Here is a 14592-nt window from a genome sequence, read left to right on the forward strand (position 1 = left end):
TTTTCTTAAAGAAAAATATTATATCTTTGTTAATTATTAAATTAACAAAACATATCATGTCTAAAATTAAACTAGCAACCACTGCTCTCGGATTAGCTGCTATCACATCTATTTATTCACAAGACAAACCGAATGTGGTTTTTATTCTAACCGATGATTTGGGGTATGGTGATCTTAGTTGCTATGGCCAGGATAAGTTTCAGACGCCTAATATTGATAGACTTGCATTAACAGGAACAAGATTCACAAGAAGTTATTCAGGAACAACTGTTAGCGCACCCTCGCGAGCTAGTCTGTTAACCGGATTACACACAGGTAATGCGCCAATCAGAGGCAATAGAGAAATACAACCTGAAGGACAAGCCCCACTCCCTGCAGATACTTATACTTTATTCAAATTATTCAAAGAATCTGGTTATATAACCGGTGTTTTTGGAAAATGGGGATTAGGGTATCCGGGATCTACAGGAGACCCGGTTAACCAGTATGTAGACCATTTTTTTGGATACAATTGTCAGCGATTGGCACACAACTACTATCCGGGTCACCTCTGGGAAAATGATACCAAAGTTTATTTACCTGATAACAACGATGGAGGATTTGGCTCCTATTCTCAAGACTTGATACAAAGTAAAACGCTTGAATTCATTGAACAGCATAAAAATAACCCTTTCTTTTTGTATGTCCCAATTGTTCTGCCACATGCAGAATTAGTAGTGCCTGAAGACACTATAATACAAGAGCTTAGAGGTAAGTTCCCTGAAACTCCATATAAAGGAACAGACTCTGGACCAAATTTCAGAATAGGCGGATATATGTCACAGGATTATCCTCGTGCAACACATGCTGCTATGGTTAAAAGAATAGATATATATGTGGCACAAATTGTGGAAAAACTCAAAGAAGAAGGCCTGTATGAAAATACTCTTATAATATTTACAAGTGACAATGGACCACACCGTGAAGGTGGTGGTGACCCAGACTTCTTCAATAATAACAGTATTTACCGTGGATATAAAAGGGATCTCTATGAAGGTGGTATACGAGTTCCAACAATAATATCTTGGAAAGGAAAAGTTGCCGCAGGAGAAAAAAGCAATTTCCCCTTTGCATTCTGGGATTACCTCCCAACATTTGCAGATATATTAGAAGTTGAATACAAAACAAAAACAGATGGAGTTAGTATCCTTCCTACATTGCTGGGTGTTGAAGACCAGGCAGAGAGAGATTACTTTTACTTCGAATTTCAGGAATCAGGTGGACAACAAGCAGTTATTAAAGGAAACTGGAAACTGATTCATCTGGATATACGTAATGGAGGTAAGTACGAACTCTATAATATTGCTTCAGATCCATCTGAGAATCATAACTTAATTGCATTATTCCCTGAAAAAAGTGAAGAGTTGAAAGAGATAATGAAACGAGCAAGAACAGATAATCCAGACTGGCCTTTATTTTAAATAAAAATGAAAAAATTAATATCAATAATCTCTGCTTCATTTGTTGCAAGTCCTATATTTGCAAACAGTGCTTCTGATAATAAATCTGCTCAGTCTGCATCTATCAATATTAAATCACAGCCAAATATTGTACTTATTTATGCTGATGATATTGGTTATGGAGATCTTTCATCGTATGGTGCTAAACAAGTGAATACACCAAATACAGATACACTTGCAGCTAATGGTATCAGATTCACCAATGCACATTCAGCAGCAGCTACAAGCACTCCTTCAAGATATGGTCTATTTACAGGTGAGTATCCCTGGAGAAGAAGAGGTACTGGCGTTGCCAATGGTGATGCAGCATTAATTATAAATCCAGATAGAGTAACTCTCCCAAAAGTGCTGCAACAGATGGGATACACTACAGGAGCAGTAGGTAAATGGCATCTTGGAATAGGTGATAAGTCTGGAGAACAGGATTGGAACGGGCATGTGACGCCAGGACCTGCCGAGATTGGTTTTGATTACTCATATATAATGGCAGCAACAGGAGATAGAGTCCCATGTGTTTTTATGGAGAATCAGAGAGTGGTCAATCTAAACCCGAATGATCCTATACATGTCAGTTACAAGGAAAACTTTGAAGGAGAACCAACAGGTAAAGATAACCCTGAACTTCTAACAAAACTTCATCCCAGTCACGGTCACAATCAAAGCATTGTGAATGGGATATCACGTATAGGATATATGAAAGGAGGCAGATCAGCACTGTGGGAAGATGAAAATATTGCAGACAGCATTACTGTTCATGCAACCCGTTTTATTGAAAGAAACAGCGATAAACCTTTTTTCCTCTATTTCGGAACAAATGATATTCATGTACCGAGATATCCTCATGAAAGATTCAGAGGAGTCACAGAAATGGGGCATCGTGGAGATGCAATTGTACAATTCGACTGGTCAGTTGGAGAGATCGTGAAAGCTCTTAAAAAAGCAGGAATATTTGAAAATACTCTTATAATCATTACAAGTGATAATGGACCTGTTGTAGATGACGGATATCATGATGGTTCTGTAGAGGGTCTTATGGATCATAAGCCATGGGGACCTTTCAGAGGTGGCAAATACAGTAATTTTGAAGCAGGGACAAGAGTACCATTTATAGTACACTGGCCTGAGAGAGTAAACCCAAATGTATCACCTGCACTAATATCACAAATAGATATGACAGCAACAATGGCTGTTCTTACAGGTTTTGAGAAAACTGACAAAATACCTGATGACAGTCAAAATCAGTTAAATGCCTGGCTTGGAATAGATATCTCAGGTAGAGATTATATAATTAGTTCTGCCGGTTCACTTTCAATTCTGACAAGAGTGTGGAAATATATTGAACCAAGTAGTGGCAGATCTTATAACCCACTTACAAATACAGAACTTGGAAACAGCTCCGATGATCAGTTATACAACATAGTAACAGATCGTAGTGAATATGAAAATGTAGCAGATAAAAATCCCCAAATTGTTGAGGAAATGAAAAAGCTACTAGATTTCGAGAAAAAGAAAGGGATTAATCTGGAATTATAATCTGATTAAAAGAGGTTTTGATAATAAATATCGAATAAATAGCATAATATGATAAATAAGAAGACTCTACTGCTGCTGATTACTTTTATTACAGCAGGACTTTTTGCACAAGGGAAAGATGTGAACATCTGGGAAGATTTCAATATCACTCAGATAAATGCCGAAAAAGCCCATGCCTCGTATATACCATTTAAAAGTCCTGCTTGGGATAATAATAATCTGAAAGACTCACCAAATGTGAAGATATTAAATGGGATATGGAAGTTTCGTTACTTCAATAACCCTGAGTCGGTTCCTTCTGATATACATAAGGAGAGTGTAAATAGTAACTGGGATGATATAACAGTACCATCAAACTGGCAGTTACAGGGCGATGGTAAATATGATCCTCCATACTTTACAAATACAAAATATCCTTTTGAACCCAATCCTCCATTTGTACCCAAGGATTACAATCCTACAGGAGTATATAAAAAGAGCTTCACTATACCTGATAGCTGGAAAAATGATCAGGTATTTATTCACTTCGCAGGTGTACAGTCAGCCATGATTCTATGGATAAATGGAAAAGAGGTTGGATACCATGAAGATGGAATGCTGCCATCCGAATTTAATATCACTAAATACTTGAATAAAGGAGAAAATGAGATTACACTGAAAGTATTGAACTGGTCAAAAGGTAGTTATCTTGAGGATCAGGACTTCTGGCGTTTAAGTGGTATATACAGGGATGTTTATCTGTTTTCTACACCATCAGTCAGGATGCGCGACTTCACAGTTTACTCTGAACTTGTAAATGATTTAAATGATGCTGTACTAAATATTAGTGTTGATGTTGAAAACATCAATGGCAAGTCAGATGAAACATACATAATTCGAACAATTCTAAAAGATAGTAGTAACAAAGTCATAAGTACAATTAAAAGCTCACCATTTAAAGTAAAAAGAGGAGAAGAGGAAAAGATCACAATTACTTCGAGAATTGAAAATCCATTGAAATGGAGTGCAGAAACACCAAATCTCTATAAAGTAGGGATAGAGCTTTTAAAGTCAAATGGGGAAAACACACAGGCATTTGTCATAAATACTGGCTTCAGGAAAGTGGAAATAAAAGATGGTCTATTTCTCGTTAATGGAAAAGCAATCAAAATTAAGGGAGTTAACAGGCATGATTTTGACATGTATAATGGAAGAACTGTTTCCCGTGAATCAATGATTGAAGACATTATCCTAATGAAACAACACAACATAAATGCTGTTCGTACGAGTCACTACCCCAACAATACCGAATTCTACACCCTATGCGATGAATATGGCCTATATGTAATGGACGAAGCTAATGTTGAAAGTCACGGATTATGGGAAAAAGGTTACTATGTTGGAGAAAGGGATGAGTGGAAAAAGATGATTGTAGAACGCAACTCCAATATGGTTAAAAGGGATAAAAATCATCCTTCTATAATTTTTTGGTCAATGGGCAACGAATCAGGCTGGGGAGTCAATTTTGATCATGCTTATAAGGCTATAAAAGAGGCAGACCCTGAAAAAAGACCAGTACATTATGAATCCAAAAACCCAGCTTATGCACACACTCTAAACAGATATGATATAATCTCAGACATGTATTCTTCGATGAAACATCTTGAAGATTATTACAACTGGGACTCAGAAAGACCAATAATCATTTGTGAGTATGCTCATACAATGGGAAACAGTCTTGGTAACTTCCGAAAATACTGGAACTTATATAATGAATTTGAAAGATTTCAGGGTGGTTTCACCTGGGACTGGATAGATCAGGCTTTAAGATCGAAAGACAAGAATGGAAGAGAGTACTGGAATATCATTAACTATAGCGATGGTTCAAACACAAACGATGGTTTGTTAAATCCTGACCGTACACCTCAACCCGAAATGGAAGAGTTGAAAAAGGTTTATCAGTATTTTAATGTAAAAGATATCGATATCAACACAGGAATTATTTCCATTTCAAACGAAAATTACTTTTCTGATGCAAGTGATATCTATATGAAGTGGGAGATCATTGAAAACGGAAAGAAAATTGAATCAGGCAGAATTGATGAATTGAATATCAAACCACAAGAGAGTCAACTCATGGAAATAAAATTTAACAGATCTGCAATCACCCAGGGTAATGAATATTTTATGAATTTCAGTTTTCACCTTAAGGAAAACAAGTTATGGGCTGATGCAGAATTTATTGTAGCTAAAGAACAACTTGATTTTGGCCTCTCTCACTTTGTAAAGGAAAGAACAGCTGTTGAAACTATGAGCCACCTTCATATAGATAGTAGAAACAATATTTTAACGCTATCTGGAGATGGTTTTACAGCAACATTTGATAAGAAAAAGGGAGCATTGAGTCAGCTAATCTATAACAATCAGATTGTTTTAACAGAGCCATTACTCCCCTACTTATGGAGAGTGCCAACCGATAATGATGAAGGTGGCGGTAAAAACAGTTATGCAGATCGATGGAGACAAGCTGGCCTGGATAAAATAAAGATTGAACCTCTCAGCATTGAATATTTACAAATTAATAATTATCAGGTTAAAGTTATAGTGAAGAATTCAGTAAAAACCACTACAAATGAGATAATTTACGAAGGTCATTATACAGTTTCGGGTGATGGCAGGATTACAGTTGACAACTGGTTTTCAGTACCGTCAAACATCCCCCCTTTGGCAAGAGTAGGTCTTAGAACAGCATTACCCTCCGATTTTAATGAAATTGAATGGTATGGAAGAGGTCCTCACGAATCATACGATGATCGTAAAGAGTCGGCTTTCATAGGTATTTATAAAGGTAACGTTGAAGAACAACACTTCAGTCACGTAATGCCACAGGAGAATGGCAATAAAACTGATGTGCGCTGGGTTAGAGTAATCTCCGGAAACAATGCTGTGAAGTTTATGGGGCTACCACTCATTAATTTTAATATTCAAAACTACTCAAGCGAGTCACTAAACGATTCAAAACCATCTGGCAACAATCCATCTGATGATCCGGTTCGTGGTGAAAAAACGTGGTTGAATATTGATTTCAAACAATCAGGTGTGGGTGGCGACAATAGCTGGCAACCCAGAACTCACAGGGAATATTTACTTAATAATCCTGACTATTACTATTCGTTCTCGATTAGTAACAGTAAATAATCACCTGTTCCGTAATAAACCGAAAGGATACCCCTACAAACATATTGTAGTTGGTATCCTTTTTACATTCCTAAATACTTCAGTGCTTCATATACAAAAAACGCAGGCCATACCAGTGCTTTTAAGAACCCTAGAACACCCATCCAAAAACCGGTCGCTGTAGAAATATAATAGATTGTTGCACCTATTACTCCTAAACCGTAAACTGCATCACCTGCTGAACCACTCGCTCTGTTTCCCATAATTATTTTAATTAATCTTTAACAAATTGATATGCAAAGATATTAATTAAAGCAAAAAACAGATAGATATAATGTTAAGTTTTCAGCTAATCTACACTTCGTAACTACATTCAGAACTGATAATTCAATGAAGCAGCAAAATTCCTTGGATCAATAGGATTCAGATAACCTCCTCTATAATATGCAGTGTAACCTTTTGAATCTAGAATATTATTTACAAAAAGCTGAAGTGTAATATTTTGAATACGATAACCTGCTTTTATATTAAGAGTAGTATATCCATCAGCAATGAATGGTTTTGTGTCAGGCTGTACGTTATGACCTGGTAAAACCTTATAAGTATACTCAGCAAATGGACGCTCACCTACATAATATGCACCTGCTCCAAGTGTCAGATTTCTAAGAATACCATCAAAGAAAGTATAGTTAATCCAGCTGTTTGCCATATGATTTGCAGTATTCATAGGTTTTGAGCCTTCATGGTAATATGGACTATCATGATATGCAGCATCAAGATATGAATAACCCAATACTACATCCATATTTTTAAGCAGTTTACCAGTCATCTCCAACTCCAGTCCCTGCCTCCTCAAATTACCCGCTTTAATATAATAACCTGTATTATTACCTGCATCATTGAGAGCTGCATAAGTAAGATTGTTATTTACAATATCAAACCATGTGGCATTAAACCTTAATCTGTTATTAAACCACTCAGTTTTGAATCCAACTTCAAACTGCTCCTCTTTTGAAGGTCCGACTGGTGTAACCATATCTTCTAGAAGATTAGCAGCACCTCTTAATGAAGTTGTGGTTGTATAAGATGCAAAGAGGTTAATATTTTCAATAGGTGTAATAATAATACCGGCGAGCGGATCCCATACATTACCTCCTGTTGTTGAGACATTATTATTGCTTATACCACTGATTTGACTATATCTTAACCCCAATGATAATTTCAGATATTTGTTAAATGTAACCACTTCCTGCAAAAGCATTCCATATGCATACTCACGTGCAGTAACAGGCTCACCGTCAACCAGTGTTACAACCGGTGCTTCATTATTTATAGGCTGTAAAACATCAATGGTGTCTGTAGTAATAGAATTGGTGCTGTTAGTCGATACATCCGACCATTTGTAATCCAGACCCACATTAAAGGTATGCTTCACACTACCGGTATAAATATCCTTACCAATAAGATCAACTTGTAAAACTCCGTTCTTATCATCTCTGCTACTTCCACTGTAAACTCTTGAACGAAGATTGTAAAGTCCTGTTTGAGTCACATTTCGTAGAGGAGAAACATGTGCACCAACTTTTCTCAGATCCATATCAGATCCTGCATAAGCTACCCTCATGGTCAAATAATCATTTAGTTCGCGATTGATCTGCCCCATATATGTTAATGTATTAGTTACCTGTCTATCATTTTTAAAACCCATAAACCTGTCATCAGGCATCTCAAACACATTAAATACACTATCAGCACTCAGGTTAACTGTTCCCTGATCCGGTGTTCTTGAATCATGCATAAAGTCCAGCTCCAGGGTAACTTTAGTTTTATCATCCGGATTCCATGCAAACGAAGGGTTGATATAAATTCTGTCTTTTGAAACATGGTTACGGTAACTATTACCCTGTTCATAAGCACCATTTATACGAAAAGCTGTTTTCTGAATTTTATCTGTAACAAACTGGAGATCGAATGTTGGTCTTATCTGCCCCCAACTCCCCGTTCTTATTCCTACATTTCCTGAATTTATAAACTTAGGTGTTTTTGTTGCTACATTAACTACACCTCCGGCAGATCCCAGATCATTTCCCAACCCTTGTGCAATAGCTGCTGAACCTCTTAAGACCTGTATAGTTTCAACACCCTGCATATCTGTTAGAAAACCTGTTCCCCTGAAATCTGAATGTACCCTTACTCCGTTTTTCACAACTGGTATACCCCTATATCCACGTGAAGTAAGACTCTCAGATGTATTACCGAAAGTAGCAAATGTTGTAACTCCCGGTACATTTCTCACTGCATCATTAAGCGTCAGTACACCCTGGTCATTTAGCATCTTCTGAGAAATAACTGAAATACTCTGAACTTGCTCATCAAGTCTTAGAGGTATTCTTGTAAGTGCATCCATCTTTTCTGGTCGCTCCTTTCTTACTCCAAAAACCTCAACTTCAAGCAGCACATGATTGTCTGGTTCAAGTTTAAAATCCTGCTCTACATCGTAATTGTAAAAGTTCATTTGTCTGGTTACCTTCTCATAACCAACGTAGCTTACAACCACTGTATGCTTACCAGAAGGGATATTCTCAACTGCAAAGCTTCCAGAAAGGTCGGTATCATCCCCTACTCCCAACTCTTCAAAATAAACTGTAGCACCAATAAGCGCCTCATCATCAACACCAAGAACCCTACCACTGAACATTGAGCTTTCTTGGGCGTTACTCTGTGAAAAAAGTGCAACTATACTGAATAGTAAACTAACTGTGAGTAAAAACAATTTTTTAGTCATTGTACCTTAATATTGAATTGAGCTGCAAAGTAAGTCTGAAACATTACAGATCACAATACCATATAATTACCATTTAAAAAGCAGCCAATACTCACAATTTACCATAATGTATATATTTGTATGTTTAGTGTTTTTCTGTTTATTTGAACTGATCAGCATTCATATAAATACAAATAAAAATGCACCAAAAATATTTCGGTGCATTATAATATTGAATATCAACTATATGGCTTTATATCTTATTAACCCAAGGCTTTCTTAACTGAATCTGAAAGCGGTGTAGTGGGTCGACCAATTAATTTTGATAATACTTTGCTATCATCAAACAGATCACCTTTTGAAACTCCTACATCCCAGCCTGCTATAGCTTTAGCGAAAGCTACAGGTATTCCAAATGAGGTCAATAATTCCGCATACTCACCTTCAGAAAGGTCTTTGTAGGGAATCTCCTTACCTGTCTGTCTGGATATCTCAGCTGCTAGCCCACTTAAAGTGTATGCTTCATCACCCGCCAATTCATATATCTTACCTTCATGACCTTCGTTGGTAAGAACTGCTACAATAGCATCTGCATAATCTTCCCGAGTAGCAGAAGATATTTTACCATCTTTGGCGCTACCTAAAAAAGCACCTCCAGCAACTGCTCCAGGTATACTGGAAGTGTAATTCTCAGTATACCATCCATTTCTTAAAATAGTGAACTGAATACCTGAGGATTTTAATAAATTCTCCGTTTCAATATGATCTTTACCTAAGCTAAGTGAAGTTGTATCGGCATGAAGCAAGCTGGTATAAATTATCCTTTTTACACCTGCTGCTTTTGCTGCATTTATTACATTTTCGTGCTGTTTAACACGATCCATAAGTTCATTTGACGATATAAGCACCAGCTGATTGATACCTGTTAATGCATTACCCAAAGTGTCTGGTTTAGTGTAATCAAAAGCACGTGCTTCTATTCCTAAATCAGCTGCTTTCTCCGGTGAGCGGACCAATGCTACTAAATCACTGGAATTTACTCTGTTCTTTAATTTATCCACTACAAGACGGCCTAGCTGTCCGGTAGCACCTGTTATACCTGTTTTCATAAAAAATATAGCTATTATTGAATAAAATAGGTTCGTATAACCATTAATAAACTCTATATGAAACAAAAACATTCATTATAGTGTTTTACAATTTCATAAGATTAACATCATCATATAATTATGAAAACGGAAGGTAAAACTGTTACTGAGATATTAAACAATGTTCCTGAGGAAAGGAAAGAGGTATTTCAGAAACTTCACAATGTTATATTAGAAAACTTGCCAGAAGGATTTGAGGCTGCCATAAGTTATGGAGGTCTAGGTTATGTTGTTCCTCATAGCCTTTTAAGCTAATTGGCGAATTAATGCAGAAGATCAGCGCTGAAGAGTGGATAAGATATTATGAAGAAAATTTGAAGAAGTGATAATCATAAAAAATCCGTCATCTTTTATTTTTCTCTGGTGGATACTTCTTTGATGCTTCAAACAATATCTTATTCCACCTTTCGTTACTTACTGGTTCTGGTTCTTTCTCCAACATTTCGCTCATTAGTGAATAGGCTTGAGTGGTAATACCCATATGTACGATTAAAGGTTCCTCTGTAGTCCCTAAATTGGCTGATATGGTTACTAATTCTTCCATTACTGATTACTGATTTAGCATTATCCTTACGATCTACTACTCTAATGAGAATGTTCAATTATTTGTTTTTAAGAAGTCAACAAGTCTGTTCAGATTCTATATGTCCGTTTTAAATTGTATTACCACAAACATATCAAATATTATAACACCGAACACTTTACCGAACACTTTTGACGTTTTGAGTTAAAAAAAAGTATTTGAAGACTTTCTCCCAAATCCGAAACTTAGATTAGTCAAACTTTTAATACAATTACTACATTATTTCCATGTAGTAAACAATTAGATACTGCACAGTATTCCTTTATTTGAATACAAAAACAAGTGAACTTGTATGATAGCAAGCTAACTTAGAATAAAAACCCTCTTATTCTAATTTATACTATATAAATTGGGATTGTGATTTTTTTATTCTAATTTTGAGCGTGTTTTTAGAATAAAAGGTTATTCATTCTAATTTTTATGTAATATGAAAAATTACAAGTCTGGAAAGTTTGTAAATCAAGGAGGCTATAAAAGCTTTCAGCCAACATTGTTAAATAGGAAATGGGAAATTGATGATATGCAAGTCATTAGTCTATTAAGCAAAGCTGATCGTTTTCTAGGACGCTTAGATATGTATTCTGAATATGTAGACATAGACTTGTTTATTCAAATGCATATTGCAAAAGAAGCTACACAATCATCTAAGATTGAGGGAACTCAGACGAAAGTCGAAGAAGCTTTTTTAGCTAAATCAGAAATAAGTGCAGAGAAAAGAGATGATTGGGAAGAGGTTCAAAATTATATAATGGTAATGAATGAGGCTGTTGAAATGCTACACAGATTGCCTTTCTCTACTAGACTTATAAAACAGGCTCATAAAGTTCTTTTACAAGGTGTTAGAGGCCAGCATAAACAACCCGGAGAGTTTCGAAATAGTCAAAACTGGATTGGTGGAGCCACTCTTAACGATGCAATATTTATTCCTCCAGTTCACTACGAGATAGACAATTTAATGTCAGATATTGAAAAATTCGCCAATTCAGAAAATGATTTTACCCCCGACTTGATAAAAATTGCTCTAATTCATTATCAATTTGAAACAATACACCCTTTTTTAGATGGAAATGGAAGAACAGGCAGATTATTAATAACTTTATATCTTGTTTCAAAAAATATTCTAAAGCGTCCAATTCTATATCTATCTGATTTTTTTGAACGCCATAGAACTTTATATTATGATAATTTAATGCGCGTTCGTACTCATAATGATATTAGTCAATGGTTAAAGTTTTTTCTTACAGGAGTTGTAGAAACTTCTCAAAACGGAGTAAAAACATTAAGTGCGATTATGCAGTTAAAAAACTCAATTGAAAAAAGTGTTGATACTTTAGGAAAAAGAGGGATAGATGCCCGATTAATTATTGATTATATGTATAAGAAACCCATAATTTCTGCTTCTGAAATTATGAAGATTATTGATAAATCACCACAAACAATTTATAATTTACTCGCTGACTTAGAAAAGTTAGATATAATTAAAGAAATTACAGGAGCTCAAAGAAACAAATTATATGTTTTCGGAGCTTATATAGATTGCTTCAAATAATATTAGTCAATTAATTTGCTTTGAAACACTCACAAGGCACGATGGGTGTTTTTTTATGGGGGGGGGTGAATGTGAAAAACCGCTTTTACAACAAATGTTTCCTATTGTTTTACCAAACAAAAAAAAGCACTCATCTTTTTAATAGATAAGTGCCTTATTCAGAGAGTGATCCGAGCGGGAACACTTTTATATCTTGTAAATGATTAGTAATCAGCCCTAACTAGACTTTGCTCTTTTATGTGGTACCGAGAACGGGTTTTAATCTTTTGTCTAGTTCTGACAGCGTTCTGTCTGCATAAATTTCTATCAACAAACTTACTAATTATTAATTATATAACAAATAAAATTCTATCTAATATTTGCTTTTAGGAAAATTTATTTGATATTTATTTGGCAGACAAAACAATGTTCGTATATTTGCGAACAATAACAAAACGATCATGTCTAAAAAAGCATTAACAGAAGAACAAGAAAATCTCGCACGCATAGCTAAAGCTTTGGCGCATCCTGTGCGTATTGCTATTTTGCAGATGTTAGCTACCCAAGAATGTTGCTATCATGGTGATATGTCCGAAGTAATTCCAGTTGCAAAGAGCACCTTGTCTCAGCACCTAAAAGAACTTCGGGATGCAGGTCTTATCCAAGGCGAAATAACACTACCTAGTATCAAATATTGTATCAATCAAGAAAATTGGAGCATGGCTAAGTCTCTGTTTGGAGATTTCTTCAAAGAAATAAAAATAAACTCTGGCTCATGCTAAAAAAATTTATCATAAAAGTTCGTTAATCTACGAAATACGAAATTAATAACTATATCAGCATAAAATGAAAATATTGATTCTTTGTACAGGTAACAGTTGCCGAAGTCAGATGGCACATGGTTTTCTTCAATCTTTTGATGACAAACAGGAAGTGTACTCGGCAGGAACACAAGCCAGTGGTAAACTAAATCAGAAAGCTGTTGAAGTGATGAAGGAAATAGGAATAGATATATCCCATCACACATCAGATAGTATTGATATGTATCTTAATGATGTTTGGGATTATGTTATAACAGTCTGTGGTGGTGCTAATGAAAGTTGCCCAACATTTACAGGAAAAGTAAAGAATAGGTTGCATATCGGATTTGATGATCCATCCGATGCAAAAGGTACAGAAGAATATATTCACAGCGAGTTTATCCGCGTCCGTGATGAAATTCAAAAAGCTTTTTTAGACTTCTATAACACCAAAATAAAAGAATATGAGTAATAAAAGAATGAGTTTTCTTGATAAGAATTTAACTCTTTGGATATTTATAGCAATGACTATTGGTGTCGGATTGGGATATTTTTTCCCAACATTCGCCGAATCCGTTGATTCTCTATCAAGTGGCACAACAAATATTCCTTTAGCAATCGGATTAATCCTTATGATGTATCCTCCATTAGCTAAAGTTAATTACAAACTTCTTCCAAAGGTTTTTAAGAATGTGAAAATATTGAGTCTATCCTTATTTCTGAATTGGATAGTCAGCCCTATCTTGATGTTTATTTTGGCAATAACCTTCTTACAAGATTATCCCGAATATATGGTCGGTGTTATATTAATCGGACTTGCCCGATGCATAGCAATGGTCTTAGTTTGGAATGATTTGGCGGATGGCAATAGCGAATATGGTGCAGGGCTTGTGGCATTAAACAGTATTTTTCAAGTATTCTTATACAGTTTTTATGCATGGTTATTTATAACCAAACTTCCTCCATTGTTCGGGTTTGAAGGTGCAATCGTAGATATTTCGATTGGAACAATAGCCGAAACAGTTGCAATTTATTTGGGAATCCCTTTCCTAATGGGTATTCTAAGCAGATTGATTTTAGTAAAGGTCAAAGGTGTAAAATGGTATGAAGAAAAATTCATCCCGACTATTTCCCCACTTACTTTAATTGCATTACTATTTACCATCATATTGATGTTTAGCCTTAAAGGGGAACTGATAGTACAAATACCAATGGATGTGGTACGCATTGCCATACCTCTATTAATTTACTTTGTGGCTATGTTCTTTATCAGCTTCTTTGCTTCTAAAGCGGCAGGAGCTAGTTACGATATAAATGCTTCCGTATCATTTACCGCAGCAGGGAATAATTTTGAGTTAGCTATTGCAGTTGCTATCGGTGTTTTTGGTATTCATAGCGGACAAGCATTTGCGGGAGTAGTAGGGCCACTTGTCGAAGTGCCCGTACTCATCGCCCTTGTAAATGTTGCATTTTGGCTTAAAAAGAAATATTACTGATCATTTATAAGGCAGTATTTATAATAGATAAAATGGATTGTCCGTGTGAAGAAAATCTCATACGCCTGAAATTGGAGAATTTAGA

At 35.7% G+C, this 14592-nt stretch carries 12 protein-coding genes; 8 read left to right on the forward strand and 4 right to left on the reverse strand.

Features of this window, described 5'->3' with window-relative positions; translation table 11 throughout:
• Positions 1 to 56 precede the first annotated feature (56 nt).
• The 3 genes from PHO43_RS06515 to PHO43_RS06525 are packed head-to-tail and all read left to right on the forward strand — an operon-like array spanning position 57 to position 6209.
• Positions 57 to 1460, forward strand: coding sequence for an arylsulfatase (locus PHO43_RS06515; RefSeq protein WP_052673243.1), 1404 nt, complete (start codon positions 57 to 59; stop codon positions 1458 to 1460).
• A gap of 6 nt (positions 1461 to 1466) precedes the next feature.
• Positions 1467 to 3032 carry a sulfatase-like hydrolase/transferase gene (locus PHO43_RS06520; protein WP_053827013.1) on the forward strand — a complete coding sequence of 522 codons (1566 nt, stop codon included), beginning with the start codon at positions 1467 to 1469 and terminating at the stop codon, positions 3030 to 3032.
• A gap of 48 nt (positions 3033 to 3080) precedes the next feature.
• Entirely contained in the window at positions 3081 to 6209 is a 3129-nt protein-coding gene (locus PHO43_RS06525) for a glycoside hydrolase family 2 TIM barrel-domain containing protein (RefSeq protein WP_288011682.1), read from the forward strand.
• 62 nt (positions 6210 to 6271) lie between these two features.
• Here PHO43_RS06525 and PHO43_RS06530 read toward each other — a convergent pair whose 3' ends face one another.
• From PHO43_RS06530 to PHO43_RS06540, 3 genes are all read right to left on the reverse strand, one after another.
• The gene (locus PHO43_RS06530; RefSeq protein ID WP_045090591.1) at positions 6272 to 6451 is read right to left on the reverse strand and encodes a hypothetical protein; all 180 of its coding nucleotides are present in this window, start codon (positions 6449 to 6451) and stop codon (positions 6272 to 6274) included.
• Between the two features lie 110 nt (positions 6452 to 6561).
• Positions 6562 to 8973, reverse strand: a complete 2412-nt coding sequence (locus PHO43_RS06535; protein WP_045090590.1) for a TonB-dependent receptor — start codon at positions 8971 to 8973, stop codon at positions 6562 to 6564.
• 242 nt (positions 8974 to 9215) lie between these two features.
• A complete protein-coding gene (locus PHO43_RS06540; RefSeq protein WP_288009812.1) occupies positions 9216 to 10061 on the reverse strand; it encodes an SDR family oxidoreductase in 846 nt (281 codons plus the stop codon).
• A 120-nt stretch (positions 10062 to 10181) separates the two neighbouring features.
• Here PHO43_RS06540 and PHO43_RS06545 point away from each other — a divergent pair, with 120 nt between their 5' ends.
• Positions 10182 to 10355 carry a hypothetical protein gene (locus tag PHO43_RS06545; protein WP_288009814.1) on the forward strand — a complete coding sequence of 58 codons (174 nt, stop codon included), beginning with the start codon at positions 10182 to 10184 and terminating at the stop codon, positions 10353 to 10355.
• An 88-nt stretch (positions 10356 to 10443) separates the two neighbouring features.
• Here PHO43_RS06545 and PHO43_RS06550 read toward each other — a convergent pair whose 3' ends face one another.
• Complete coding sequence (locus tag PHO43_RS06550) at positions 10444 to 10644, reverse strand: hypothetical protein (RefSeq protein ID WP_288011685.1); 201 nt, start codon at positions 10642 to 10644, stop codon at positions 10444 to 10446.
• Positions 10645 to 11110: 466 nt separating this feature from the next.
• On the opposite strand from PHO43_RS06550, the gene PHO43_RS06555 reads away from it, so the two are divergent.
• From PHO43_RS06555 to arsB, 4 genes are all read left to right on the forward strand, one after another.
• Positions 11111 to 12232 (forward strand): Fic family protein, encoded by a 1122-nt coding sequence (locus PHO43_RS06555; RefSeq protein WP_045090588.1) that lies wholly within the window; start codon positions 11111 to 11113, stop codon positions 12230 to 12232.
• A gap of 440 nt (positions 12233 to 12672) precedes the next feature.
• Positions 12673 to 12993, forward strand: a complete 321-nt coding sequence (locus tag PHO43_RS06560) for an ArsR/SmtB family transcription factor (RefSeq protein ID WP_288011687.1) — start codon at positions 12673 to 12675, stop codon at positions 12991 to 12993.
• Between the two features lie 64 nt (positions 12994 to 13057).
• Positions 13058 to 13483 (forward strand): arsenate reductase ArsC, encoded by a 426-nt coding sequence (locus PHO43_RS06565; RefSeq protein ID WP_288011689.1) that lies wholly within the window; start codon positions 13058 to 13060, stop codon positions 13481 to 13483.
• Positions 13476 to 14507, forward strand: coding sequence for an ACR3 family arsenite efflux transporter (gene arsB / locus PHO43_RS06570; RefSeq protein WP_053827019.1), 1032 nt, complete (start codon positions 13476 to 13478; stop codon positions 14505 to 14507). The genes PHO43_RS06565 and arsB overlap by 8 nt, the downstream gene beginning before the upstream one ends.
• The last annotated feature ends 85 nt before the right edge of the window (positions 14508 to 14592 follow it).

Origin of the sequence: Lascolabacillus sp., assembly GCF_028696275.1 — a bacterium.
Classification (GTDB): Bacteria; Bacteroidota; Bacteroidia; order Bacteroidales; family Dysgonomonadaceae; genus Proteiniphilum; species Proteiniphilum massiliensis.

Coding starts and splice junctions, on each gene's coding strand:
- PHO43_RS06515 (WP_052673243.1), top strand. CDS start 57: ATGTCTAAAATTAAACTAGCAACCACTGCTCTCGGATTAGCTGCTATC.
- PHO43_RS06520 (WP_053827013.1), top strand. CDS start 1,467: ATGAAAAAATTAATATCAATAATCTCTGCTTCATTTGTTGCAAGTCCT.
- PHO43_RS06525 (WP_288011682.1), top strand. CDS start 3,081: ATGATAAATAAGAAGACTCTACTGCTGCTGATTACTTTTATTACAGCA.
- PHO43_RS06530 (WP_045090591.1), bottom strand. CDS start 6,451: ATGGGAAACAGAGCGAGTGGTTCAGCAGGTGATGCAGTTTACGGTTTA.
- PHO43_RS06535 (WP_045090590.1), bottom strand. CDS start 8,973: ATGACTAAAAAATTGTTTTTACTCACAGTTAGTTTACTATTCAGTATA.
- PHO43_RS06540 (WP_288009812.1), bottom strand. CDS start 10,061: ATGAAAACAGGTATAACAGGTGCTACCGGACAGCTAGGCCGTCTTGTA.
- PHO43_RS06545 (WP_288009814.1), top strand. CDS start 10,182: ATGAAAACGGAAGGTAAAACTGTTACTGAGATATTAAACAATGTTCCT.
- PHO43_RS06550 (WP_288011685.1), bottom strand. CDS start 10,644: ATGGAAGAATTAGTAACCATATCAGCCAATTTAGGGACTACAGAGGAA.
- PHO43_RS06555 (WP_045090588.1), top strand. CDS start 11,111: ATGAAAAATTACAAGTCTGGAAAGTTTGTAAATCAAGGAGGCTATAAA.
- PHO43_RS06560 (WP_288011687.1), top strand. CDS start 12,673: ATGTCTAAAAAAGCATTAACAGAAGAACAAGAAAATCTCGCACGCATA.
- PHO43_RS06565 (WP_288011689.1), top strand. CDS start 13,058: ATGAAAATATTGATTCTTTGTACAGGTAACAGTTGCCGAAGTCAGATG.
- arsB (WP_053827019.1), top strand. CDS start 13,476: ATGAGTAATAAAAGAATGAGTTTTCTTGATAAGAATTTAACTCTTTGG.